The sequence below is a fragment of the Motilimonas cestriensis genome, from assembly GCF_021295315.1.
In the GTDB taxonomy this organism is placed as follows: domain Bacteria; phylum Pseudomonadota; class Gammaproteobacteria; order Enterobacterales; family CBDFNC01; genus Motilimonas; species Motilimonas cestriensis.
In genome coordinates this window covers 18,483-43,430 of sequence record NZ_JAIMJA010000030.1, presented here as the reverse complement: position 1 = coordinate 43,430, position 24,948 = coordinate 18,483, and the positions used below count along the sequence as shown (strand labels likewise).

General features: G+C 44.2%; 15 protein-coding genes, 1 tRNA gene and 1 rRNA gene. 10 read left to right on the top strand and 7 right to left on the bottom strand.

From position 1 onward, the window contains the following. The first annotated feature begins 4 nt into the window (after positions 1–4). The 4 genes from rrf (at position 5) to recC (ending at position 4,788) form a co-directional block, all read left to right on the top strand. Positions 5–120, top strand: a 5S ribosomal RNA gene (gene rrf, locus K6Y31_RS19945). A 44-nt stretch (positions 121–164) separates the two neighbouring features. Continuing rightward, positions 165–240, top strand: a tRNA-Thr gene (locus K6Y31_RS19940). A 153-nt stretch (positions 241–393) separates the two neighbouring features. Beyond that, positions 394–1,311 (top strand): Dyp-type peroxidase, encoded by a 918-nt coding sequence (locus tag K6Y31_RS19935; RefSeq protein ID WP_233054792.1) that lies wholly within the window; start codon positions 394–396, stop codon positions 1,309–1,311. A gap of 78 nt (positions 1,312–1,389) precedes the next feature. Further along, the gene (gene recC, locus K6Y31_RS19930; protein ID WP_233054791.1) at positions 1,390–4,788 is read left to right on the top strand and encodes an exodeoxyribonuclease V subunit gamma; all 3,399 of its coding nucleotides are present in this window, start codon (positions 1,390–1,392) and stop codon (positions 4,786–4,788) included. 556 nt (positions 4,789–5,344) lie between these two features. On the opposite strand, the gene K6Y31_RS19925 is transcribed toward recC, so the two are convergent. Next, positions 5,345–6,433, bottom strand: a complete 1,089-nt coding sequence (locus tag K6Y31_RS19925) for an AI-2E family transporter (RefSeq protein ID WP_233054790.1) — start codon at positions 6,431–6,433, stop codon at positions 5,345–5,347. A gap of 162 nt (positions 6,434–6,595) precedes the next feature. On the opposite strand from K6Y31_RS19925, the gene recB reads away from it, so the two are divergent. The 4 genes from recB to K6Y31_RS19905 are packed head-to-tail and all read left to right on the top strand — an operon-like array spanning position 6,596 to position 12,998. Further along, on the top strand, positions 6,596–10,129 hold the full coding sequence (gene recB, locus K6Y31_RS19920; RefSeq protein ID WP_233054789.1) for an exodeoxyribonuclease V subunit beta: 3,534 nt from the start codon (positions 6,596–6,598) through the stop codon (positions 10,127–10,129). Beyond that, positions 10,123–11,994, top strand: a complete 1,872-nt coding sequence (recD, locus tag K6Y31_RS19915; RefSeq protein WP_233054788.1) for an exodeoxyribonuclease V subunit alpha — start codon at positions 10,123–10,125, stop codon at positions 11,992–11,994. Before recB ends, recD begins: the two co-directional genes overlap by 7 nt. 11 nt (positions 11,995–12,005) lie before the next feature. Further along, entirely contained in the window at positions 12,006–12,332 is a 327-nt protein-coding gene (locus K6Y31_RS19910) for a hypothetical protein (RefSeq protein ID WP_232803889.1), read from the top strand. Between the two features lie 12 nt (positions 12,333–12,344). Continuing rightward, complete coding sequence (locus tag K6Y31_RS19905; protein WP_233054787.1) at positions 12,345–12,998, top strand: YceH family protein; 654 nt, start codon at positions 12,345–12,347, stop codon at positions 12,996–12,998. Positions 12,999–13,037: 39 nt separating this feature from the next. Here K6Y31_RS19905 and K6Y31_RS19900 read toward each other — a convergent pair whose 3' ends face one another. Further along, positions 13,038–13,397, bottom strand: a complete 360-nt coding sequence (locus K6Y31_RS19900; protein WP_233054786.1) for a hypothetical protein — start codon at positions 13,395–13,397, stop codon at positions 13,038–13,040. A gap of 847 nt (positions 13,398–14,244) precedes the next feature. Between K6Y31_RS19900 and K6Y31_RS19895 the strand changes: the two genes are divergently transcribed. Continuing rightward, entirely contained in the window at positions 14,245–15,207 is a 963-nt protein-coding gene (locus K6Y31_RS19895) for a methylenetetrahydrofolate reductase (RefSeq protein ID WP_233054785.1), read from the top strand. Positions 15,208–15,313: 106 nt separating this feature from the next. Here the strand turns inward: K6Y31_RS19895 and K6Y31_RS19890 are convergent, their stop codons facing one another. The 4 genes from K6Y31_RS19890 to K6Y31_RS19875 all read right to left on the bottom strand — a co-directional run bounded on the left by K6Y31_RS19890 (position 15,314) and on the right by K6Y31_RS19875 (position 21,855). Further along, positions 15,314–17,473 (bottom strand): sensor domain-containing diguanylate cyclase, encoded by a 2,160-nt coding sequence (locus K6Y31_RS19890; RefSeq protein ID WP_233054784.1) that lies wholly within the window; start codon positions 17,471–17,473, stop codon positions 15,314–15,316. A 135-nt stretch (positions 17,474–17,608) separates the two neighbouring features. Continuing rightward, positions 17,609–18,277 (bottom strand): hypothetical protein, encoded by a 669-nt coding sequence (locus K6Y31_RS19885; protein ID WP_233054783.1) that lies wholly within the window; start codon positions 18,275–18,277, stop codon positions 17,609–17,611. A gap of 296 nt (positions 18,278–18,573) precedes the next feature. After that, the gene (locus K6Y31_RS19880; protein WP_233054782.1) at positions 18,574–20,268 is read right to left on the bottom strand and encodes an alkaline phosphatase family protein; all 1,695 of its coding nucleotides are present in this window, start codon (positions 20,266–20,268) and stop codon (positions 18,574–18,576) included. A 15-nt stretch (positions 20,269–20,283) separates the two neighbouring features. Next, complete coding sequence (locus K6Y31_RS19875) at positions 20,284–21,855, bottom strand: alkaline phosphatase family protein (protein ID WP_233054781.1); 1,572 nt, start codon at positions 21,853–21,855, stop codon at positions 20,284–20,286. A gap of 254 nt (positions 21,856–22,109) precedes the next feature. Here K6Y31_RS19875 and K6Y31_RS19870 point away from each other — a divergent pair, with 254 nt between their 5' ends. Further along, on the top strand, positions 22,110–23,390 hold the full coding sequence (locus K6Y31_RS19870) for a trypsin-like serine protease (RefSeq protein WP_233054780.1): 1,281 nt from the start codon (positions 22,110–22,112) through the stop codon (positions 23,388–23,390). A gap of 43 nt (positions 23,391–23,433) precedes the next feature. On the opposite strand, the gene nhaA is transcribed toward K6Y31_RS19870, so the two are convergent. Then, a complete protein-coding gene (gene nhaA, locus K6Y31_RS19865; RefSeq protein ID WP_233054779.1) occupies positions 23,434–24,732 on the bottom strand; it encodes a Na+/H+ antiporter NhaA in 1,299 nt (432 codons plus the stop codon). Positions 24,733–24,948: the final 216 nt, after the last annotated feature.

Sequence of the window (24,948 nt, the reverse complement as noted above, 5' to 3'; positions counted from 1 at the left end):
TATGCTTGGCGGCAATAGCGCTGTGGAACCACCTGAATCCATGCCGAACTCAGAAGTGAAACGCAGCAGCGCCGATGGTAGTGTGGGGTTTCCCCATGTGAGAGTAGGACACCGCCAAGCGCCAAATAAGAACCCTCGTCAAAGACGAGGGTTTTTTTCTAAATGCTGATATGGCTCAGTTGGTAGAGCGCACCCTTGGTAAGGGTGAGGTCCCCGGTTCAACTCCGGGTATCAGCACCATCTCCTTCTTCGTTACACAAGTCCTAATACCTCCTGTTATTTTGATATAGATAGAGAAATGCTTTCTTTTACTCGCTATATTAAGCTTCAATAAACATATTTTTATGTACTGATCTGGCAACTATTGCTGGGTTATAGAGAAGTGAGGTTTCAATGTTTACACAAAGCGCAGTGCTAACAGATGCTAGCCCTTTTGCTGACTTTATTACTATTACACTCAATGATAATGAAGCTATTTCAGAGCAATTCCTTCCTTTACTGAAGCTCGTTCCCACTTTAATTAAAACAGTCAATCAAGCTGATAGTTCATGTAATATTGAATGGCTAATCGCATTCTCTGATTCGGCTTGGGGTAAGTTATTTAATACTGAAAAACCGACGGCTTTAGTCCCGTTTACTGAGATGAAAGAAGGGAATCGCCATTTCCCAGCGACAGTCGGTGACGTGTTTATTTTCATTAAATCAAGCCGCATGGATTTAAATTTTCGCATTGCTAAAGGCCTTGCCGATTTATTCGCAAGCTGTGCCACTGTCAGTGAAGATATTCAATGTTATGAGTATCTTAAAGATCGAGACATGATTGATTTTGTGGATGGCACCGAAAACCCAACAGATCAAGAACGTGCTAAAGCGGTACTCATTGGCGAAGAAGATCCAGCCTATCAAGGTGGCAGCTATATTACTCTGCAGCGTTATGTTCATAACTTGAATAAGTGGAATGACCTTAAAGTCTCACAACAAGAGCAGGTGATTGGGCGAACTAAAGTAGAAAATATTGAATTAACTGGTGCAGCAAAGCCTGCTTATGCACATGTTAATAAAGGCAAGGCTACCGACGCCGACGGCAAAGAAATCCCTATGTATCGCCAGAATATGCCCTATGGAAATGCCATTGAGCACGGCAGTATGTTTATTGGTTTTGCCAATACGCCAGAAGTAGTGAATATCGCGCTACGCAAAATGATTTATGCTGACAGCGAGGGCCATTATGATCGCTTATTGGATTACACCCGAGCGGTTACGGGTGGTATTTTCTTTGCACCGCCAGCAAGTTTTCTCAATAGTTTATAGAGTTACCTCCTAACATTTGCATCTTAGGTTAAGATCTTTCACACTCGGTTTTATCTGCTCTTAACCTGAGTTTTGCACTTGTTTAAGTTATACCATTCCAATCGTCTCGATTTTTTAAAAGAAATCCTTGCCCATTTGATCCAAAGTGAGCCATTAGACCATCCCTTTACTGCTGAGCAGATACTAGTACAAAGCCCAGGCATGGCGCAGTGGCTTAAATTAGAGCTGGCCAAGAAAACGGGGATTGCGGCTAATATAGACTTTCCATTACCAGCCAGTTTTATTTGGCAGATGTTTAAATTGGTGTTGCCTGGCGTGCCAGAAAAGAGCCCCTACAACAAAGAATCGATGGCGTGGGCCTTAATGACCTTGCTGCCTAGCTATCTTGAACACCCCGCATTCGCGCCATTAAAAATCTATTTAGATAATGATGAATCAAGTCTGAAACGCTACCAGTTATGCCATAAAATTGCGGATATTTACGATCAATATTTAGTTTATCGACCTGAGTGGATTAATGCTTGGGAGGCGGGTTTAGCTGGACCTGAATGGGAAGAACAGCAAGCTTGGCAACCTATTTTATGGCAAGCCCTATATCAAAAAATCAATCAAGAATTCAATACTAATGAGGGTGTAAAGCCTTATCATCGCGCAGGCTTGTATGCCGATTTGATTAGCCAGTTGCAACAACACAATGAGGTCGCAGGGTTGCCTAAGCGACTGTTTGTGTTTGGCATATCAGCTATGGCGCCAGAGTATTTAAAGGCATTGCTAGCATTAGGTCAACATGTTGAAGTGCATTTGTTTTTAACCAATCCATGCCAAGAGTTTTGGGATGATATTGTTGATGCCAAATACCTCGCCCGCTTAAGACAAAGGCAGCGCACCGAGTTGTCGCTACAGGATAATCAACTAGTCATTCAAGGCTCTAAAGCCTTGGTTCCCGATAGTTTTGAGCTGGATCCTGATATGGGTTATCAATTAGGTAATCCACTGCTAGCTTCCATGGGTAAGCTTGGGCGGGACTTTTTATACCAATTGCATTCGTTACAAGTCGATGATTACGGACACTTTATTGAGCCCGCAGCTGACAACCTATTAGTTTGGGTTCAATCGGATATTCTGTCTTTACACAATGCCACTGCGCAACCTCATCGTACTGTCGCGCCAGACGACAACTCACTGGCGCTAGTAGGTTGTCACAGTGCGATGCGTGAAGTGGAAGTGTTGCACGATCATTTGTTGTCATTGCTACAGCAAGATCCTGAGCTTACACCAAAAGATATCATAGTGATGATGCCAGATGTTAATGCTTATAGCCCTTACATTCAGGCGGTATTTGGCAGCGCGGCTCATGCTACCCATATTCCATTTTCCATTTCAGATCGCAGTGCTTGCCAAGAAAACCCAATCCTGACCAGTTTTATTCAACTGCTGCGTTTACCACTTTCGCGCTGTACCAGCAGTGAATTGTTAGAGCTGTTGGCCGTGCCTGCGGTATTGGCTAAGTTTGAAATTAGCCAGGGCGAGTTTGAACAAATTCGCCAATGGGTGATTGAGAGCGGTGTACGCTGGGGGCTGGATCATCGCGATGGCGAGAAATTCTCGTTACCTGAATTGCCGCAAAACACTTGGCTGTTTGGCTTGCAGCGCATGCTATTAGGCTACGCCATGGATCAACAAATGTTCCAAGGGATCTTGCCTTACACTGAATGCCAAGGTTTGGCTGCCGCACCGCTTGGTAAATTGTGCCAGTTTGTTAACCAGCTGATTGAATTGAGCCGTGAGTTGCAACAGCAGAACAAGGTGGAGCAATGGAAACATATTTTGTTCGCCTTACTTGACGATTTCTATCAAGTTGATGATGCTGACTTTGAAGCGCTCATGCTAATTAAAGAGCAGCTAAATCAACTACATCAACAGGTGGATGCCAGCGGCTTTGATGAAACCTTGAGTCTTGCGATTATTAGCGATTACTTACAGCAAAAGCTTAACCAGAGTAGTGGTGGGCAACGTTTTCTCGCTGGGCAGGTGAACTTTTGTACCTTAATGCCGATGCGCTCTATTCCCTTTAAAGTCGTTTGTTTATTAGGCATGAACGATGGCGCTTACCCGCGCAGTATTCCGCCATTAGGCTTTGATTTGATGGCGGAAAAAATGGAAAAAGGCGATCGCTCTCGTCGCGATGACGACCGTTATCTATTCCTTGAAGCCCTTTGTTCGGCGCAGCAACACTTATACATCAGTTACATTAGTCGTAGCATCAAAGACAATACCGAGCGTACGCCTTCGGTGCTGGTCAGTGAGTTATTGGATTACTGTGAGCAAGGTTTCCATTATGAAAGTGATGATTGGCGTAAACAGCTAATGACTGAATATCCGTTACAACCTTTTAGCCCGCGTTACTTTAATGGTGATTACACTACCTTTGCCCAGCAGTGGTGGTTTGATGGCGAGCGGCAGCAAAAGCTTAACTTTGTTGAGGTAAATGACGGTAAGGTGCTAAGCCAAATTTTGCCTAGTGATGACGTTGATTTTAGTCAGCCCATAGAGCTGGATTTACAGCAATTAATCCGCTTTTTTCGTCACCCATGTCAGAGCTTTATGAACCAAACCTTGAAGGTTTGGCTGCCATTAGAAGAGTGTGGGCAGTTTGATCATGAGCCGTTTAGCTTAAATGGTTTAGATAATTACTTGCTGGGTAACCAGATCTTAATTAAGCAGTTAGCATCCCAAGACACTCAAGCTTTATTTGAAGAAGTGCAAGCTCAAGGTGTTCTGCCTCAAGGCCAGTTTGGCCTAATGGCGTTTCAGCGCCAAGTGGATGAAGTGAAGGCTTTAGCGCAGCAGCTACAGCCTTTACTTGAGCATAAGCAACAGGATTTAGCCTGCGAATTAGGGTGCGTTTCTCGTTATGAAGAAGACGGCGTTGATATAACGGTGAATTTAGTCGGCTGGTTGAAAAACCACTATGGCGCGGGCCTAGTGAGATTTAAGGCAGGCGGCTTAAACGGTAAAGATTTGCTACAACATTGGATTTTACACTTGGCTTATTGCGCCATGGGTTATCCCGCGCGCGCAAGTTACTTATTAGGCAAGGTGCAAGGTGTGGAGTTTAATTCGTTAGAGCAGGAATATGCCAAGCAAAAACTCACCGAGTTAGTTGGTCTATATCTTAAGGGCCAAACTCAACCGCTGCCTTTGTTTCCTAACAGTGCTTATGAATGGGCGGCTAAAATTTGTGAGAAAGAGCCGACGCATATCGTGCAAAACAGTTTTGATGATGCGTTGGCAATGAAAGCGAAGGAGCAAGCTTTAAAGCGTTTTGAGGGTAACTTTGTTGCACAAGGTGAGGGACAAGACCCTTATATTGCGCGTTGTTACCAAGATCTTAACTTAGTATGGGCTGACTTTGCCGCCAACAGTGCAGTATTGTTTGGCCCGTTAATGGCCAACATTAGTCCTTTTGAACCTTAATGGAATTCTTGGTGTACGCCTCAATCTGGCAGGATAATATTTCGAAATCGCCGTGAACACATCCGTGTGGGCTCTGCATCAGCTTCCATGCTGATGAAGTTTCGAACCATTACCCTGCCAGGATCATCCAACCTCCAGCACTGTATAACCTCAATTCTGGTTAATATTTCTACCGCTGGATAGAGTATTTTTTTCCGGCAAATTTCGTTTTCAGGGATGAAAACGCAAAGCGTATAGGGATATATTCACAGCGTTTTGCAGGGAAAATATACTCTTTCCTTTATCTATAGCCAAGACACCTCAAGATGCAGGATTCAGAGCCGCTTATTCAGTTTGAGGCAAAAAGACTAAGGAATTGTCAACCCTTTCGAGGCTTGTTAACGAAAAAATGGGCATAATGAGCGGCTCCCAAAGGGCGAGTTTTGTAGGCTGTTATGCTTTGTTGCTGATTTTCAACGTAGAATTACTATGTCTCAAATCAGCGTCGCGCCTAACAGCCTAAAAATTCTCGCTGAACAAGCATCTTGAGGTTACTTGGGTATATGATTCGGGTTAACTAGTGCTTATCTTGGTAATTTAAGAATTCTTTAAATTCCGTTTCATACAAGTGGAATAAGACAAAAGTAGTGGCAATAATGATAGGTCCGTAAATTAACCCCATTAAGCCAAAGGCGTGGATCCCGCCCATTAAGGACAGAAAGATCACTAAGGTGTTCATTGATGAAATGTTATTCATCAGCACTGGCCGTAAAAAGTTATCGATAGAGCCTACCACCAGTACTCCCCACACCGCTAAAAAAGCGGCCCATTGCCATTCACCAGTCAATAGTAAAAACAGTGCAGCTGGAACCCAAATTAGCGCGGTGCCCACCACCGGAATTAATGAAGCAAAAGCCATGATCGTGCCCCAGAATAGACCAGGGATCCCAACAATCCAAAAGCCAATACCACCAACAATACCTTGGCATAATGCGGTAAGAAATGAGCCGAGTAATGCCGATTTAGATACCATCTGAATTTCTTGGAGCAGGCTATCCTCTTGGCTGCGTGATAATGGGATCGCATGGCGCAAAAAATCGGTGAGTTTGTGATAATCACGTAAGGTAAAAAACAGCACAAACAGCATCAGTACAAAGCTAAAAATAAAACTGGAAATACTGCCAGCAAATTGCGCACTCAGTGATAACGCTTGTTTACCTGAGCTTGAGGCTAATGCCATTAAATCTTGGTTGATCTTCGCACTATCAAATACATCGACAGGTAACCATTCTCTGGCTAGCTGCAGCACTTGGCTTACCCAAGGATGGGCTACGAGTTGTTCGATGCCGCCTGCCTGTATCCAAGCTAACACGCTTTTAGAGTAGCTGGCCGCTTGATTTAAAATGGCTAAAAAGATGAAAAACATCGGTAATAAGATCACACAAGTGATTAAAGTACAGGTTAGCGCGGCCGCGACATTTTCTCTGTGTTTGAGCCTGTTATTAATCCAGCTATGCAGCGGGTGGCACAGCATGGTAAAAATTAAGGCGATGATCACCGGCTCAATATAGGGGGAAATTAACGAGTAGCTGGTATAAGCCGATAGACAAAGCGCCAAAAGGAGTATGACGCGACCGGGGTGTTTCTCAAAATTTAACGCTTTCATTGTGATTAACTGTATGAATAAAATAAACAAATACTCTACTCGTGCGCTGAACCTCAAGCAAGGCAATTTGCCCCTTTTTACACCAGCTTGAAACAAGCTTTTTTGCCTTGATTCGGTATACTAAAGCTATTCTTAATGCTCTTAGTTTGGTGACCCTCCTTTATGGCGCAACAGCTTGATGCAATTACTTTTCCTTTACATGGCCCGCGATTAATTGAAGCTTCAGCGGGTACGGGTAAAACCTACACCATTGCCAGCTTAGTACTGCGCTTATTACTGGGTCATGGTGATGATACCTCGCGTCGCAATGCACCTTTGACCATAGATCAAATATTGGTGGTGACCTTTACCGAAGCCGCAACCGCTGAATTAAGAGATCGTATTCGCCAACGAATTCGCCAGCAGCGGCAGTTTTTTATCGATGGCATCGCACCTGATCATGATCCGGTTGGACAAGCGTTATTAAGGGATATTAGCGAGCATCAACGCGCCGCCCAAATATTGCAAGATGCCGAGCGGCAGATGGATGAAGCGGCGGTTTATACTATTCATGGTTTTTGTCAGCGGATGCTGAAACAACATGCGTTTGAGTCGGGCGCACTGTTTGAAGCGGAATTAATTCAAGACCAAAGTCATCTACTGTATTTAGCGGTAGTGGACTATTGGCGCATTCATTTTTATCCCCTTGATGTTGAGCTTAGCCAAGTTATTTATAGTATTTGGCCCGATCCCAGTGCGCTGCAAGGAGATTTACAAGGCTTGCTGAGCAAACCAAACCTGACGGTCTTGCCGGCGCTAACCGATGCTAGCTTGGCAGAAAAGCACCAACAAATTATTGGCCAAATTAAGCAAGTAAAGGCGGCATGGCTTGAGGTCGGTAGCGACATTTTAGGTATTATTAGCGACTCAGGTGTCAGTAAACGCAGTTACAGTAAAAAGAACCTGCCGAACTGGTTTGCCGCTGTTACGGATTGGGCGCAGCAAGACACCATCGATTATCAGATTAGCGATAAGCTAAATAAATTTAGCCAAGCCGAGCTGTTTAATAAAACCGACAAAGGTGCAGCGCCAGAGCATCAGGTATTCGTTCTCATTGAAGATTTGTTAAGTGCGCCTTTATCCATTAAAGAGCATGCCCTGCAGCAGGCGCTAAAATGGGTCAAAGCGCGCTTATCCCAAGCTAAGCAGCAAACTAATGAACTGAGCTTTGATGACTTACTGTTAAACCTTGGCGCCGCATTGGCTAGCCCAAGTGGTCAATTATTGGCTGAGAGTATTGGTCAGGCTTACCCGGTGGCGATGATCGATGAATTTCAAGATACGGACCCAATCCAATACCAAATATTTCATCATATTTATGGCGCGAGAACTGATGCTGGCTGGTTTATGATTGGCGATCCGAAACAGGCGATTTATGGCTTTCGTGGCGCGGATATTTTCACTTATATTCAAGCGCGCCGTGAGATTAGCGATCATTACACCTTAGGCCATAACTATCGCTCATCGGCCAGTATGATCAATGGCGTGAATCAGGTGTTTTTGCACGCCAATAAGCCGTTTATCTACGATCAAGATATCAGCTTTCAAGGGGTGAGCTACCCCGAAGGCAAGTCTGCCAAGCAATGGTTATATGATGAACAAACGCTGCCTGCGTTACACATTTGGCTCAGCGAGCCTGAAGCGGGTTTACTTAACAAGCACGATTACCAAAATCAAATGGCGCTGACCTGCGCCAATCAAATTAATCGCTTATTGCGTGCGTCGCAGCAAGGGCGCAATTATATTAAAGATGCTAAAGGCATGATCAAGGCAATTAATGCCGGCTCTATTGCGGTGCTGGTGCGAACCGGACGAGAAGCGGCGCGGGTAAAACAGGCGCTGTCGGAGCAGGGCATTAAAAGCGTGTATTTATCGAATCGAGACAGTGTTTTTGCCACTCCCCAAGGCGTTGATCTGTATCGCGTGCTGGCTGCGTGTTTAACACCAACCGATGATCGCTTATTACGGGCAGCGTTGAGCACTTCTTTGTTTAACTACAGTGCCAAGGCTTTAAATAAGCTGTTCGAAGACGAAAACGCGTGGGAGCAAAAGATAGCCGAATTTGTCGATTATCATACTCGCTGGCAAAAGCAGGGCGTGTTGGTGATGATCCGCGAGTTGTTATCACAGCAAGGGATCAGCGCGCGTTTACTGGGTGAATTAAATGGCGAGCGTGAGCTGACTGATTTACTGCACTTAGCCGAGTTACTGCAACAAGCCAGCTTTGAGTTAGAAGGACAATTTGCCTTAGTGCGTTGGTATATGGAGCAAATTAACAACGCCAATGGCAACGCTGATGAACAACAATTACGCTTGGAAAGCGATCAAAATCTAGTGCAGATAGTCACCATCCATAAATCAAAAGGCTTGGAATACGATTTTGTTTTCCTGCCCTTTGTCTGTAATTTTCGCGCCGAAACCACCGCCTTATATCACGACGAGGCAACTGGGCAACAGTATATCGACTTAAGTCGCGCACCTGAGCATATTGTAGCGGCCGATAAAGAGCGCTTAGCTGAAGATTTACGCTTGCTCTACGTGGCACTCACCCGCAGTGTGCATGCTTGCTACCTTGGCTTAGCGCCGCTGAAGTCGCGCATTGGTAAAAGCCCTATTTCCGACTTACATCAATCTGCTATTGGCTACTTGATCCAGCAGGGGCAAGAAATGGACTTAGCTGGCTTAAAGCAACAGTTAACGGAATTAGCTCAGCGTTGTCCCGATATTGCCATTAGTGCGCCAGATGATAGCCCTGAGCCCTTATATGAAGAGGTTAAAGACTCACAAGCGCGCATTGCGCCAGCTATTTTTAATGGCACCATCGAAACCAACTGGTGGGTCACTAGCTATTCTGCGTTATCCCGATTGCATGAGCATGCGCCGTTACCACGTAAGGAAGAGTTACCCGTCGCGGTAGAAGTGGAAGCCGAAGAAGGGAAAAATGTGTTTAGCTTTTACAAAGGCGCACGTGCCGGTACTTTTCTACATACCTTGTTTGAAAATATTGATTTTGCTAATGCAGATCGTCAAAGCTTAACTGAGCTTATTTTGCAACAGTTGGAGCAAGAAGGTTATGAAGTGGAATGGCTGGATGTATTAGTTGAGTGGGTAGAGCAAGTATTGGCGAAAGACTTAGGCCAAGGTTTTGCTTTGGCCGATCTCACGCAAGATAAAAAGCTGGTTGAGATGGAGTTTTATTTACCCATAGCCGCTATTTCCGCGTCGCCTCTAAATCAATTACTGCTGCGCTTTGATCCGCTATCACAGCAGGCTGGGGCGTTGAAGTTTAACCAAGTACAGGGCATGTTAAAGGGTTTTATCGATTTAACCTTTGAGCACCAAGGCAAGTATTACGTCTTAGATTACAAGTCGAATCATTTGGGTAATCAGCTCAGTGATTATCATCAGCAGGCGATGGCGCAGGGCATGATAGCGCACCGCTATGATTTTCAGTATCAGCTGTACAGCTTGGCTTTGCATCGGTTCTTAAGGCAGCGCATACCCAATTATGATTATGATCAGCACTTTGGCGGCGTTTATTACTTATTTTTACGCGGTATGCAGCCTGGTGGTGATGGTGTGTTTTTTACCAAACCGGATGTTAACTTTATTAACGCCCTTGATCAGCTGTTCGCCGGGGAGGAAGTGCTATGCTAGCCCTACTTAACGAACTGCATCGCGCCAATAAAATTCGCCCGTTAGATTACTACTTTGCGCAGTTGATTAATGAACTGAGTCAGCAAGATGATGACGATACCCAAGCTTTAGCAACATTCTGCGCTGCATTTGCTAGCTATGAATTAGGGCAAGGTCACGTTTGTTTCGACTTAGCGCACATCGATAAACTCTTTGCCTCGGGCGGACCGCTGCAAGGCTATGAACTCGATAAATTAGCACTGCCACCACGCGCCAGTTGGCCACAGCATTTAGCGGCCAGTCAGGTTGTCGGTGATGGGCGGCCGATGCAGTTTGAATTAGGCCGGGTTTATCTATCTCGTTACCAGCAGTTTGAACAGCAAGTCAGCCAACGTTTAGCGGTACCTGCAAACATTAGCAATAGTGCAACATTAGCATCGGCTTTAGCAGAGTTATTTGCTGAACGTGGCAATAGCAATGAGATAAACTGGCAAAAAGTCGCGGCGGCGGTGGCGGCAACATCGCCCATTTCAGTGATATCCGGTGGCCCCGGCACGGGTAAAACCACCACTGTCACCAAATTATTAGCCTTGCTTATTATGCAGGCCCAACAGCAAGAGCAAAGCTTAGATATTCGCTTAGTAGCGCCAACCGGAAAGGCGGCGGCACGTTTAACCGCTTCCATTGGCGGCGCGCTGGCGTCGTTAAAATTATCTGAACAAGTTACACAAGCGATTCCGGTGCAAGCCTCGACCATACATAGATTGCTTGGCGTGATCCCGGGGCGCAATGAATTCAGGCATCATCAAGAAAACCTACTGCATTTAGATGTATTAGTGGTAGATGAGGCATCAATGGTGGATCTTTCCTTAATGGCAAGACTACTGGCGGCATTACCGGCATCCGCCAAGCTCATTCTACTGGGTGATAAAGACCAATTGGCCTCCGTTGAAGCCGGCTCGGTATTAGGCGATATTTGTAGCTTCGTAGAACAAGGTTACAGCCAAGGGCGCGCTAAGCAATTGGCGCAGCTCACTGGTTTTGATTTAGTTCATCACCATAAGGTGAGCGCGGCGCCTTGTGTAATGGCGGATAATATTTGTCAACTGCAAAAAAGTTACCGATTTAATGAAAACTCGGGCATTGGCTTTTTAGCCAGAGCGGTCAACGTGGGCCGAGCGGAGCAGATTCCGCCATTGTGGGATAAGTTTGCTGATATTGAGTTATTCGCCCTCGACCAACAAGAACAGCTCAAAGCCATGGTACTAGCAGGTTACGGCTGTTATCTAGAGCTGTTAAAACAAACATCAGCAACAGGTGCCCGCTTTGATGAACATGTACGGCAAATTCTTGAATCATTTAACCGATTTAAACTGCTGGTGGCGCTGCGTGAAGGATCTTATGGTGTAGCAGGATTAAACGAACAGGTTGAGAACTGGCTGAGTGAGAAAAATCTAATCAGCCTTAATCAAGATAATGGGCCTTGGTATATCGGGCGGCCGGTGATGATCAGTCAAAACGATCACCAAGCGGGTTTATTTAATGGCGATATTGGTGTGTGTTTAGCCAATGAGTCGGGAGATAAGCGGATTTACTTTGAACTGGCCGATGGTAAAGTGCATCACTTTTTACCGAGTCGTTTACCTACTCATCAAACCGTGTTTGCGATGACAGTGCATAAAAGCCAGGGGTCAGAGTTTGATCATACAGTGATGATGCTGCCTGAAGCGATGAATCCAGTATTAACCCGAGAACTGGTTTACACTGGCATCACTCGAGCGAAAAAGAAATTAAGTTTGTTTGCCCCTGTGCATATATTAAATCAAGCGGTGCGACAAAAAACGCAGCGTGCGAGCGGGTTAATCGAGCGATTAGCCGCTAAATAATCGGAGTAATAATGAAAGTATATTTAGATTTATCCACTGTGTATGGTTGGCAAGACTTTCATGGCGAAAGCTTCCATGTATTTAAATTCACAGGCTTTTATGACCATGACATGGAGTCATGGACTAATGCGATGATCAATATGATTGAGGATGACGACGAACTAACGGGTATTTACCTAAGTGGTGATGAGCATCTCACCATCATGTTGTCAGGCGTTGAAATGGTCATCAACAATTGTCCTGAAGTGTTGATGGGCTTTATGGAAGGGGTGGCATTGGTAAATCAACGCTTTGCTGACGAAGGTGTGAACAGTCGCATTCGTATTATTGCTAGTTAGAAGGAATCTTCGATGGAACAAAATCTGAGTTTATTTGAAACCCGAGTGCTGGGATGTTTATTTGAAAAGGCGGTTACCACACCGGATTATTATCCGTTAACGTCCAATGGTTTGTTAAGTGCCTGTAATCAAAAAAGCAATCGTGATCCGGTGTTAGCAATGAGCGATAACGACCTGCAAAATACCTTAGATGAGCTTAATAAAAAGCGCTTGGTGACGGTAGAGTCAGGTTTTGGTAGTCGAGTTAATAAGTATGCTCATCGTTTTTGTAACACTGAATTTGGTGAATTAAAGCTATCGGATGCGGAGCTGGCGATTATAGGTGTGTTGTTCTTACGCGGTCCGCAAACACCGGGTGAGCTGAGAACGCGCACCCAGCGACTACATGAGTTTGCGGATGTTACTGAGGTTGAAGCTTGTTTAGATGCAATGTCACAGCGCGCAACACCGTTAGTGAAAAAGCTAGCAAGACAAGCCGGTAAGCGTGAGAGTCGCTATGTGCATTTGTTTAGTGAAGTTAATGAGGCTGAATTTTCGGTGGCGAGTGTAGCAAGTGAAAATCTGGGCAATGATAATAGCCGATTGGATCAGTTGGAATCAGAAGTAGCGGCATTGAAACAAACCGTTGCTGAACTGCAGCAAAAGATATCGGATTTGTTGGATTAATTAACTGAACTAATACAGATTAACGGTTATTCAGTGCGACTAGGCTGCCAAATGGCTTAGTCGAATTTCATTAAATTCGGTATACAATTCTTGTAGCTGCGCTTTTTGCTCTAGATAACTCAACTGGTTGGCCACAGCTAATTCAGTAATGGCTAGATCTGCACTATTTACATCATTTAAATCCATATAGGCCATCGCTTTGATGTTTAATCCCGCCAACTGCGCCATGTATTCATTCGTTTTGATCGCGCGATTAGCAAAAAACAACGCCTGCTCGTGATGAAATGCTCTGAGTTCGAGTTGCGCTTGCGCGACATCTTGTCCGAGCATTTGTGTGGCGGTTGCTTTACCGCTGGACAAAGCAAACAAGCCAAGTAAGGTTCCGGTGATGCTTCGCATAATTACCTGCAATAGCCTAATCAGTTAGACAATAAAACTAAATATTATTTAGTTAATAGTCACCCTCAGGTGAATAAAGCGCAAATTAGAAAAGAAGGGGGTGTGATCTTGACTCTTGTTTTTATCAGCTTTGTTACATTATTTGTTAACAGGGTCAAAAGCTGTTAACAAGGGGATTAAATAGTGATCCATTCTAGGGGAGGGTTAGAAAGCCTTCTTCCTTTGATGGGGGCGCTACATGGCCTAGTGTAAGTGGACTGCTTGGCGATGGTTTGCACTGAGTCAATCACTTTAATCTGCCGGAAGAAGGCATTTTTTTAAACGCAATGTTCATAAAGCTACTAATTAATAAAAGTTACTCTTCGGGTCTATTATTCTATTTGCAACAAAACTGATATGAGCTTGCTTGCAAAAACACCGAACGCTGATACTTTTTCATCACTATGTTACTGGTGTCAAAACGCTTAACTTGTAGCATCAGCTGTGTTCATAATAGATACGCTTTACACTGACTCCTCTGTTGTTAACTAGGTATTAAGTTTTACTTGTTACTCAGTTACTAACACTGGTGTTGCTTACTATTTTTACTCTGTCTTTCACTTTTATATGTTGTCGCTATAACAATTTCGATATTACGTTTGTTTCATTTGTCTTCATTTTCTAACAACTGGCTGGCCTTGTGGCTCTGCCAGATCCGATATGCGATGGGAAGCTTTTGCATATCTCAAATTAATTGTGGAACCAAAACTCTTATTGAGCAAATACAAATTAGAAATATATTTGTACAAGTTTGAGATTTATCCTGTGAGTGTGCGACAATTCTGTCAGTATTTTCAGGAGCCTTGTTATGGAATCAACGTTAAAACAGAAATTTACCGAGCTTAGCCGCGGTGTTTACTTTATTGGCACGACGCCACCGAAAGAAAATACTGAGCTTGATCAAGTCAGCACTATTGCCGCAAAGTTGTTGGCGAGACTCGATGAGATTGAGTTCGACGGTTTGATCGTCTACGACATACAAGATGAAACCTCGCGGATTGATAAGCCACGGCCATTTCCGTTTAAATCAACTCATGATCCCCGTATGTATAGCCAATTATTACGAGAGCAATCTGGTCGTGAAGTGATTACCTATAAAAGCGTATCGCAACGTGATGAGGCTGATTTTTCTGCGTGGTTAGAGCAGGCTTGGCAAGATTTTTCTATTCGGGATTTAGTGCTGGTGGGAAGTCCTTCTTCTGAGGGAGATATTAAACTGCCTTTGGCAGGTGCTTATCAAGTGCTGGCCAATAACTCTTTAGACTTCCAATTGGGTGGCGTGACGATTGCAGAGCGCCACGCTAAAAAAGGCGATGAGCATTTACGTTTGTTAACCAAAGGTGAACAAGGCTGTGAGTTTTTCATTTCCCAAGCGGTTTATGATGCCCAGGCTACCATCGATTTGTTGACGCGATACGCCCATGAATGCCAGCAGCAAGGGAAACAGCCCGCGCGTATTATTTTAACCTTTTCCCCTTGCGGTAGTGCTAAAACGTTAGAATTTATCGAATGGCTTGGCATTTCAGTGCCTGAAGCGACAAGTTTGCGCATTTTAGCTGCAGATAATCCATTGGCTGAGTCGATCAGAATTTGTCACAATAACCTACAGCAAATTCTATCTGCTTGCTTACCATTGGGGATTCCATTGGGTTTAAATATAGAAAGCTTAACCAATCGAAAAGAAGAGATAGATGCCGCTATTTTGTTGTTCAAACTCCTTAAAGCTACTTTGGAGCTATCTCTGGCTGAACAGCAATTAGAAGAGCTTTAAGTATTAATAATCATAATAGCGACTTGAGTAAGGTGCTATTAGCAATCATCATTGTTCTGATTGTTTCATGATTGGCGAAAACCGCCCCCTGAAGCCGTTAGTAAAGTTAACCTGATGGGGCCAGTACTATTTGATTTCGCCCTGCGCTTTTAGCTTTATACATGGCTTTATCAGCTTGTTCGATAAGTTGTTTCGTACTGATTTCAGGCGTTGGCGTTAATGCGGCAACGCCAATCGATACAGTTAAATAGGGCTTAACCTTTGATTCCTTATGAGGCAGTTTTAAATCGCGGATCGTCTGCTGAATTTTCTTTGCCATCACTTGGCCTTGCTCTGCGTTGGTGTCGGGCGATAAGACAATAAACTCTTCGCCGCCAAAACGAGCGCAGCAGTCTGTTGCCCGGTGGCACACTTTCTTTAGTGAATCGGCAACGTCTTTCAAACATGCATCACCACTTAGATGGCCGTATAAATCGTTATAATTTTTGAAAAAATCAACGTCTAGCATGATAGCGCATAGAGGCTTTTTAAGCCTTGTCATGCGGCTCCATTCATTTTCTAACGTTTGTTCAAAGCTACGTCGGTTATGCAATCCGGTGAGGGGATCTTCTGTGGATAGGGTTTCTAGCTTTTTATTGAGGGTTTCTAGCTCATAGGTGCGTTGCGCGACCTTTGCTTCAAGTTCAATATTAAACGCAATCACTTGTTCCTCAGCGCGGCGTTTTGAGATCATTTGTGCCACGTTAAGACCGAATAAACGGATCAATTCTTTTTGTCCTGAATTTAATACGCGACGGTGGGTAAAGTTATCGGCGAACAGGTATCCCATGATGGCGTCTTTACTGCGTAGACACACCACCATATTCCAGCCATAGCCAATTATTTTTGCATCTTGATAAAGCGGCGCTGGGTCCATAAAGCAGTAATTTTTTCCAGAGGTGGTTGCCAAACGCATTATTTCAGTATCAGGCTTGGCCGACTCATAGTAAGACTCATCCACAACTTTTCCAGTCATGTCAGTACCATATGTTCCGGTTAGCTTAGTGTTGTCACTGTTGCTGAGCATAATCGCCACTCGGTCTAAATTCATTTTAGTGCGGGCTAATTTAACAGCGATGTGGCATACGTCTAGTACACTACTGGCATCAGACATTTCAGAAATAGCATTGTTGAGAAAAATCAAATCACTTTCACTACGCCGACGAATGAGCTGTTGAGATAAGGCTGCGCCATAGTGCTGCAGCAGCTTTTTTTGATATTCATGTAAAGGTGCTTTGTTAATTAAATTATCGATGGCAAGCCAGCCAATCGCTTGCTCTCCATCGCGCAAAATTAGCATAGCATTCCAGCCCTGCCCGACAATCTCCTTGAGAGTATAAAGTGGCGCATTTTCTAGTATCACTAGGTTTTGTTTAGGATTACTTAGGGCTTCGAAAAACAGTGGGGCCAAGCTAGACAGTTTAAAATTAGCTTGATATTCATCAGTGGTAATCCCTCGAACATCTGTGCCATAAGTACCGGACATTGACTGAGTTGAATGATCTATTAAATATAAACTCGCGCGGTCAAACCCTAGATCTTCACGAACACTGGTGACGGCGTTAAGATATAAACTATCTAAATCTAAGCAACTGCTAAGCTTTAGGTTTACTTGTTGCAATTTACTCATGTGCTCGATAAACACTTTTTGCCTGCTTATTTCATCTTTTAAAAAGCCTTCTTTTTTATCTCGCTCAAAAGTCTGTTGGAAGATTTTTTGCTTTAACTCGAACCCCTGCATAGCCAATGCACTTTGATTTAATATGTTGAGTAGATTGGGATCTTCTTCGCAATTAGTTGGCGCTTTAGCTGATTGCGGCAGCTCTACCAAAAGCAATATTTGCTCTTGGTGTATTTGCAGTAAATTCACGCCGTAGAAATGTCTATAAGCTTGGTACTTTTCTTTGTCTAGGCTGAGTTCAGGTATTTGTTCGAAGTTATAAAAAGGGGGAAGCTGGGCCCCTCTTTGAAAAAATAACCAAAGCATCTCCTCTGGTACTTCAAGCTCTGTCTGATTAAGAGGCGTGCTTTCATGCCGAGCTGGATGCGATTTTTTTTGTTGGCAGATAAGTTGAAAGTGGGGGTCTTGTGCCAATAAATAAGCGTTAATCGCTTCGGTACGCTTAAAAATAAATTCAAATAAACATTCGCGTAATTGGCGGCCATCTTGCAAGCTGTGTAATTTCTGCTTTAGGGTAAGTAATTCTGCATCACTCATCGATCGCATATGGTCTCGCCTTCAAAGTCCCTTCTTTTTAACACTCTGAAGTATAGGCTAACTCGCCTATGGTTGTGATTTATCTATTGTCGTCGCGATCAATAATTAAGAGTGGATCTGGGCATCACAAATGATGCCCTTAGTTTAGTGTTGATGAGATGAATTAGGGTAGTTATTGTTATTACCGTGGTTAACATAACCTAACTTAATCATTCTACGAACAAAGGGGTCGGCTTCACTGTCCCCGATGTCTGCAAAATCCAATAGATCATACTGGTCAACTTGCGAAAAAAAATCTTGGCTTTGTTTGCTGCTAAACAGCTCTCGTTGTTGAATGCGCTGTTTCTTTTCTAGGTTAACGATTAATGTCGGTACATTTAAATCTTGGTTCCAAGTGAGGCTTAATTGCCCATTTTGTTGATAATGTTGGTAGTGGAAACAATTATCTTCTTGCTTCGTTGCTTTGCCAAGTTGTGAGCGACGATTTGGTGGTAGCATTTGATTGACTTGTTGCCAATCAGGACTTTGATTGATGGATCTTAAGTCACCGTAACTGTAGTAAATTCCTCTTTTTTCTTGGCTAAAGACACGAATAAATTCAACTTTTTCTTGTTTTAATTGCCAGATCTCAATTAACCCTTTACCGGGGTATTCATAAGCAATGCGGTTTGGTTGGCGCCAGACGCGCCAGCTGGCTTGGCCAAAGCCTTTTTGGTTTACATATTCAATGCCTAATTGGTCGGCAGACACGTCTGGGCATGTTGCGCCTTGCGCGAGTCCGCTAATTAGGCTTAATAAGATTAGGTATTTCATTTGTAAGGTCCTTGCCATGGGCGTCGCCCCATGGCGTTATTGATACCCAACCAACTTGAAGATACATGTTTCAGAGCGCTGCCGTGTTCTTAATACTAGGCTCGCTAATGCAGGAGTCTTGGCACTTTCAAATTAGCGTAACAACTCAGCTGTGTTCCCGAAGGGCAAGTTTTACACGCGTTATACTTCGTTATTGATTTTGGTAAGGTGAAAGCCATTACCTGCAATCAATGCCTTGTTTAAACGCGTGTAAATCCTTGCCGAAAGCAAGCATCTCCAGATTGTTTGGGTATAGTTTAAAGGTTTGCTTGTTGTGTAAGCTCACCAGCATGGTTCATCACATGGAAAATCAGGTTTTGCTCTAGAGTGCCTTGGAATAAGTGCGCCCAAGGCCCGACGGCATAGATACCAACATCTTCACCAGCATGTGTTTCAGAGCCAAGTGGCACAAGTGCTTCTTGGTTAAAGTCTGATCGACTTGTATCTATTTGGCTCAAATCCACTCGACCATTGTTGTTTTTCTCTAACTTAGCGCCATCTAACCAAGCGCCAGGACCATTGGTGTAACCTACTGTGGTGTATGGCATACCGTTTAAATCCAAAGATGGATTGAGTTCAGGGTTACCAGCACTGTCGTTGGTGATTACTTTGCCCAAAATTGGGTTACCACGAGTAGGATAGCCTGCAATGGTAAATACATGGCTATGGTCTGCAGTGACGATAATAAGCGTTTCCGACAGGTCTATATTTTGGTGTTTTACCGCCGCTTCAATAGCATTAGAAAACTCTACCGCATCGGTTAATGCGCGATAAGCGTTGCCAGCATGGTGGCCATGGTCTATGCGACCAGACTCCACCATTAAGAAAAAGCCCTTATCTTCATCTTTGGTTAGCATGTCCAAGGCCTTGTTGGTCATGTTCGTAAGCGATGGCTCCGTGCTTGGTCGATCTGTTTCATAGCTCATATGTGAGCTGGTGAATAAGCCCATAAGCTTATCAGTGCTCGCGGTATCAACTGCATCAAGGCTAGCTTTGTCACTCACAAAAGCACGGTTTGCGCCTTTATTTAACCAAACTTGGGTGAGGTCTTGGTTGTCTTTACGTTTGCCCCCCTCGGTGGTCGGAATAAATTGGCGTAAGCCTCCTCCTAGTACCACTTCAATACCATCGCCATAGTTGTAATCAACGAGTTGTTGTGCAATATCGACGCAGCCTGCTGCTTTCTCTGAACTTGGTATATTGCTATCACTTTCCCAGTTTCGTTCTGGAGATACCGCATATGTAGCTGCTGGTGTGGCGTGAGTAATACGTGCTGTCGAAATAATCCCGGTTTTTTTCCCAGCCAGTTCGGCTAAGGTAAGTGCAGAAGTCAGTTCATTACCTGCTACCGAAGCGCAGTTTCCACGAATGACTTTTTCACCCACGCTGATTACGCCGGCTTTTGATTTTACACCTGTCATCATAGCTGTCATGGTACCAGCGCTATCAGGCGTTTGTTGGTTGGTATTGTAGGTTTTTGATAATGCGGTAAAAGGGAATTGATCAAAGCTGAGCATGTACTCTTCACCTGTTTGTCCCTGCTTTTGTCCAGCAAGGATTCGTGCAGCAGTGACAGTTGAAATCCCCATGCCATCACCGACAAAAAGAATAATATTTTTTGCTTTTTTAGTGCTGATTTTAGCTGACTTTACTGGGTCTAATGTCATTGATGCTAAGGCATTTGTTGTTGTAAATACTTGCTGTGCTTGAGCTAGTTCTGCTTGCCCCGCCTCATACCATGTGTTGATAGCTTGCTTTTGGGCATTGGTACGTGGGGTTTCGTAAAGTTTTTCTAATGCCGATTTAACCGGCTCCGGCGTTACTGGAGCTGGAGTTGCCGGCACAGGCGTTACCGGAACAGGTTGCTCTGTTGTCTCTTTATTATTTGAACTGCCACAACCTGACAACACTAATACCGCAGTAATGGCAGTACTGATAAGTGATAATTTCATGATTATATTTCCTTATTAATATGCTTTGGCATCAAGTTGAGCGGCATGGTTGATAATGTGGAAGAGAGTGCTTTGTTCTATCACACCTTGGAACAAGTGCGCGCTTGGGCCTTGCGCATGAAGCGAAATATCTTCACCAGCATGGGTTTCTGATTCTAGTGGTATTAATGCTTCTTGATGGTAGCCTTGACCTTGAGTATTGATATTGGTGGTATCTTGACGGCCTGTCGTTGGCGCTTCATTGTAGCGAGTGTCGCCGCCAACGCTTAAGTCAGCAAAGCCCAAACCATTGTTATAGCCTAGGGTGGTATATGGCAGGTTATCACTTGCTAGGCTTGGCGTGCCAGTACTGCTGCCTGTTGCATCATTGCTAACTACATGGCCAAGTATTGGGTTGCCCTTAGTTGGATAGCCGGCAATGGTAAACACGTGACTGTGGTCAGCTGTTACCACAATTAAGGTCTCGTCGAGGTTGATTTTGTTGTTTTCTGTTGCCGCTTTGATTGCATCGGAAAAAGCCACTGCATCAGTCAAGGCGCGATAAGCATTACCCGCATGGTGACCGTGGTCAATACGGCCAGCTTCAACCATTAAGAAAAAGCCTTTATCGTTATTTGCTAGTACATCGATGGCTTTGGTTGTCATGTCAGCAAGTGATGGCTCGCCAGTGCCCGTGCTATCGCGGTCAGCTTCATAGTTCATGTGTGAGCTGTTAAATAGGCCTAACAACTTAGTTGTTTCTTTTGCATCAATCGCCATTAGCTCTTGACTGTTATTTGCTAGTTGCCCTTGCGGAAAGCGAGTTTGCCATTGACTAATTAGATTGCGGTTATCAGTGCGCTTTCCACCATCTTGTTTTGGTATGAAATGACGTTTGCCACCACCTAGAGCTACATCAATACCATCGCCGTAAGGAAACTCAACCAGCTGCGTAGCAATGTCTTTACAGCCTGAGCTAATCGCTTCTGCTGGCATATTGTTGTCGCTTTCCCAATTACGCTCCGGGCTGTGAGCATAAGTAGCAGCTGGCGTTGCATGAGTGATACGTGCAGTCGATACAATACCTGTTGCTTTACCTAAGTTTTCAGCCAGCATTAGGCTAGTTACTAGCTCATTGCCTTTACTGCTATTGCAATCCCCCCTCACTGCATTTGCGCCTAGAGAGATAACGCCTGCTTTGTTTTTTACCCCTGTCATCATGGCTGTCATTGTGCCTGCACTGTCTGGGGTTTGTTGGTTAGTGTTGTAGGTTTTAACTAATGCTGTATGTGGGAATTGTTCAAAACTAAGGAAGTTTTCTTCACCTTCTGCACCGTTATTTTGCCCTTGTAAAATACGGGCAGCAGTTAGGGTTGATATACCCATGCCATCGCCTACAAATAGAATTACATTTTTTGCTTTGTTGGTGTTTGGTTGTTGAGCAATTTTTTCGGCAATAAGCTGTTGGCCACTCGTAAACCAAGGGTTTTGGCTTTGAACCTCATTGAGTGATGCGGCGTTAGCCGTTATAGCTGAGCTAGCAATTACGGAACTAATGACTGTCGCCACTAACGAGGGGCGAAGCAGTCCATTCATTTTATGGCCCATACGAAAATCCTTGAAGTTATTGGAAAAAATTCATGGTGTAAACTAGCGATCTTCGATGACGCTGATGTTACTGAAAATTTAAGCTTTTAGTTTTGTTATTTGAATCATGAGTCGTTGGCAAATAAACGAAGTGGTTAAACTTGATGGGAGTAAGGTTAAGATTTGTTTGGATAAAGCGACTTCATCTGCTTATCTCGTATCGTTTTAAACGGCTCTTTGTTAAAGTCTATGTATTGATTGATGGAGCGCTCAATATGAAATGGTTTTTGCTTAGTTCTGCTTTGGTTTTTTCGTCTTCTCTTTTCGCGCAAACTCATTTGGCACAAGTCAGCCCGCGCATTGTCGGGGGAGAGGAAGTAACACAAGTTGTGCCTTGGATGGTCAGCCTTCAGCTGGATTATAATGATAGCTTTGCCCATATATGTGGCGGCTCATTGATAGCCTCTCAATGGGTATTAACTGCTGCTCACTGCACTAGAGGTATAAAGTACAGTGGTCAGTTAAATGCTCGACTTGGCATCACCGACTTAAATCAAAAGGGTGAACTCATCCGCGTAGACAAAGTATTTGTTCATCCAAACTACAGTGAGGCAACCTTAGCCAATGATATTGCCTTGCTGCATTTAGAGCGTGCCACGAGCGCAACACCGGTTCCGCTTATCGCGTCACTTGAATTCGCGCAACTAGCCTATCAAACGCCTTTTAAAGCCATAGGCTGGGGGGCGATTAATACCAAAGGTGATGAGTACGGTAGTGTATTAAAACAAGTACAAGTGCCTTATGCTGACTGTAGTAACTTTAACTTACCCGACGGTGTTATTTGTGCTGGTGGAATTGCTGGAGAAGATGCGTGTTTTGGTGACAGTGGCGGGCCGTTACTTTATCAAATGGGTGCGGGTTATCAGCAGGTTGGGCTAGTTAGTGCTGGTTATGGGCAAGGATGTGGTGAGGTTGATACGCCAGGTGGATATAGTAGCACTAGTTTTTTCAATACTTGGCTACAAGCTAATTTAAGTCAGGTTTGGTTGGCTGATAAAGTGGTGAATGATGTGCCCTCGCTTGGCGAATATCGCTTTAGCATCACGCTACATAATGATTCATCGCAAGTTGTTACTCTGGGAGATATCATTACATCGAATGAGGATTTAATGGTGCAATATGGTGAGTTTGATAGACAGATCTTACCTCATTCTCGTTTGTTCATTCCTTTAATCTATTATCCTTATCTTACTCTTGGCTCAACCTCGAATCGCTTTACTTATCAGGTGATTGCTAGGTTGAATGAAGATTTAGACAATAATGGCTCTAATGACTTTATCTCGTCAGAGGTCGTGCTTACTGTCGCGCCTGCTTCTCCTGAACCCATACCAGCGGTGACTCCCGTTCCAACTCTTGAGCCGACACCAGGGGTGACAATAGCCCCAACGCCTGTTCCTACTGTTGTGGTAACCCCTGCGCCATCTTCGGGTGGTGGCAGTCTGTCTTGGTTCAGCTTGCTTGTTTTAACTGGATTAGGACTGAGAAAGCGAGGTTAACAAATAATAAAAAAGCGCGGTCTCCCGCGCTTTTGTTACTTGGTTATTTGTCAGCCACTTTAGGTGATTGCGTCAGTAAGGTGTAACCAATCACACCTGAAATAATAGAGGCAATCAGTACCGCCATTTTTGACGTTAACTGATTAACTTCAGCAACGAACGCGAGGTCGGTAATAAATATCGACATGGTAAAGCCCATACCGGCAAGAAAGCCTGCACCGATAATATGACGCCAAGTGATCCCTTCTGGCAGTGAGCCTATTCCTAATGCAACCAGTGCGCGAGTAAATAAATATATACCCAAAGGTTTACCTACCAGCAAGCCTAACCCGACCCCTAGCGCAATAGGGCTTAATAATTGCGACATAATTTCTTGGTTAATTGGAATGCCCGCATTGCCTAACGCAAACACCGGGACAATAAATAGGGTCGCGAAAGGGTGCAGTGCTTTTTCTTTAATCTGTAGAGGGTTGGATGCTTCATAGCTTAAGCGTTTTATTTTTCGCAGGGTTTTAATTGCGTGTTTGCTAAGTACATCCGCTTTATCGTGACGGTCGGCTTCTAAGCTATGCATCAGCTGTTTTAATTTATCTAGGTAGTCATTCATTGCCATGCCGCGACGTGACGGTACGGTGAACGCAACGGCGACCCCGGCGATTGTGGCATGAACACCTGAAGCTAAAAAGCCCATCCAAACAATACCTAAGCCTGCAACATAGTAAACCCAAAGCTTGCGCACACCGAAACGGTTGGCCACCCCAAGAATGGCTAAACCAATAAGGCCGTATAGCAACTCATTAAAGTTGATTTCTGAAGTATAAAATATAGCAATGACCAGTACCGCCATTAAATCGTCACCGATCGCCAGTGCTGATAAAAACACTTTTAATGCTAGCGGTGCCCGACTGCCAACAAGGGCGAGTACGCCGAGGGCAAAGGCAATGTCGGTGGCCATTGGCACACCCCAACCGCGCGCGGTGTCGCTGCCGCCATTGAAGGCAAGATAAATAATCACAGGAAGAATAACACCGCCTAACGCAGCGACAACAGGTAACGCAGCTTTTTTAACAGATGACAGCTCGCCATCGAGTAACTCACGTTTGATCTCTAACCCGATAAAGAAAAAGAAAATCGCCATTAAGAATTCGTTGGCGATGGCATGTAAATTAATGCTATGTACACCTTTAGCGCCTGCACCTACTTGCCAAATAGTTGCGTGCCAAAAGTGGTGGTAATGTTCAGGGGCAAGGTTTGCCCAAAGTAATGCAGCTAAGGTGGCGGCTACCAATAGAGCTCCACCTGTGATGGGGCTATGTAGCCAGGCCATTTTCTTTCCGGCCATAGAGAGTGCTCCTATAAATAGAATGTAAACAATATGTAAGGTTACAGTAAAAAATTGAAATTGATAAAGATATTTGTACTCACTTAATTGCACCTTTAAGGTTGGCAGTCGAACTTTTTTCACTGCTTTGTTGGTTGCTCTAACCCCTTTTTTTGTTTTTTTGTTGATAAGTTTCAATCCTATTAATTGCAAGAATAGGCGTCAATTTGCCAATGT